The 1,340-nt window shown below is 67.9% G+C and carries 1 protein-coding gene and 1 pseudogene; both read right to left on the bottom strand.

All coding sequences use genetic code 11. The annotated features are described in order from the left end of the window. Positions 1 to 161 (bottom strand): annotated as a pseudogene (locus ACFP9U_RS25085) (DNA repair protein RadA); the annotation flags it as partial. 192 nt (positions 162 to 353) lie between these two features. Further along, a partial coding sequence (gene alr, locus ACFP9U_RS25080; RefSeq protein WP_378625604.1) for an alanine racemase occupies positions 354 to 1,340 on the bottom strand: 987 nt, incomplete at its 5' end.

Below are 1,340 nucleotides of genomic sequence, written 5' to 3'. Positions count from 1 at the left end.
GCCCGCGCCTTTCGCAGAGCCTGCGGCCCGCCGCCGATGCCGGTCGACGTGCCTTCCTCGACGAGCGTGTTCCACTCGCCGCACCCGTCGCACTTGCCCGCCCAGCGGGCGTGCACGGTGCCGCAATTCTGGCAGACGAACTGGATGCGGGGTTTGGCCATCAGGAGGCGGTCCTGTCGGCGATTGTGGTCGCATGTACGCGCGTCATCCCGGAAGCCGGAGCAGAGCGGAGGCTATCCGGGATCCATTCCGGACCACCGAAGAGTCCCGGAATGGAGGCCGGCTCGCGGTCGCAAAGCTCCCTTGGCCGGGATGACGGCTGACAGAGTTCCTCGCGGCAAATCAGCATCCCGTTACGCTTCGCCCCCCACATATTCGCGATGATACCGCTGCCCCAGCGACGTCAGCAGCTCGTAGGCGATGGTGCCGGCCGCCGCGGCGACGCTGTCGATGGGCATGTTCGGCCCGAAAAGCTCGATGTGGTCACCCACCGCGACATCATCGGCGCCGAGGTCGGTGACGTCGAAGAGCGTGAGGTCCATCGTCACGCGGCCCAGCACCGGCACGGCCTGTCCGTGGAAGAAACCGCTCGCGCCGCCGTGTACCGCGCGCAGAGGCACGCCGCCGCCGGAGGCGGCGCGGTGATAGCCGTCGGCATAACCGGTCGAGGCGACGGCGATGATCGTGTCGCGGGCAAGAGGCGTGGCGCCGTAGCTCACCGTCTCGCCGGCCTTGGCGCGTCTGACCTGCGCGATGCGCGCCTCGGCGGTGACCACCGGGCGCATGGGATTGGGCTTGGCCCCGCTCGGTGCGCCGCCGTAAAGGGCGATGCCCGGCCGGGTGACGTCACACAGGAAATCGCCGCCCAAAAAGATGCCGGCGGAATTGGCGAGACTTGATTCGATTTCTGGAAAAAGCGCCCGAAGGGTCTGAAAGGATTCGCATTGTCGCCGATTCATCGGGTGATCCGGCGCATCCGCACAGGCCAGATGGCTCATCACCAGGATGGGCGTGAGCGCGCGCGTCAGGGTGTTCTCCTCGGCGAGCGTGCGCGCGCGTTCGGCTGTCAGGCCAAGCCGGTTCATGCCCGTTTCCAGGTGGATCGCGCAGGGACGGGGGTCTTCACCGTTCCAGCCATGGGCTTCCCAGGTCGACAGGTCGCTTTGCGAATTGAGAACGGGCACGAGTCGCGCCTCGCGATAGACGGCGGCGGCCTCCGTCCCGAACAGCCCGTTGAAGACAAAGATCTGCGCCTCGGGCAGGACGGCGCGCAAGGCCAGCCCTTCGTGCGGCAGCGCCACGAAGAAGCGCCGGCAGCCCGCGGCCCAAAGCGTGCGGGC

This window comes from Nitratireductor sp. GCM10026969, from assembly GCF_042660605.1.
Classification (GTDB): Bacteria; Pseudomonadota; Alphaproteobacteria; order Rhizobiales; family Rhizobiaceae; genus Chelativorans.
This window is presented reverse-complemented; position numbering and strand designations above follow the sequence as displayed.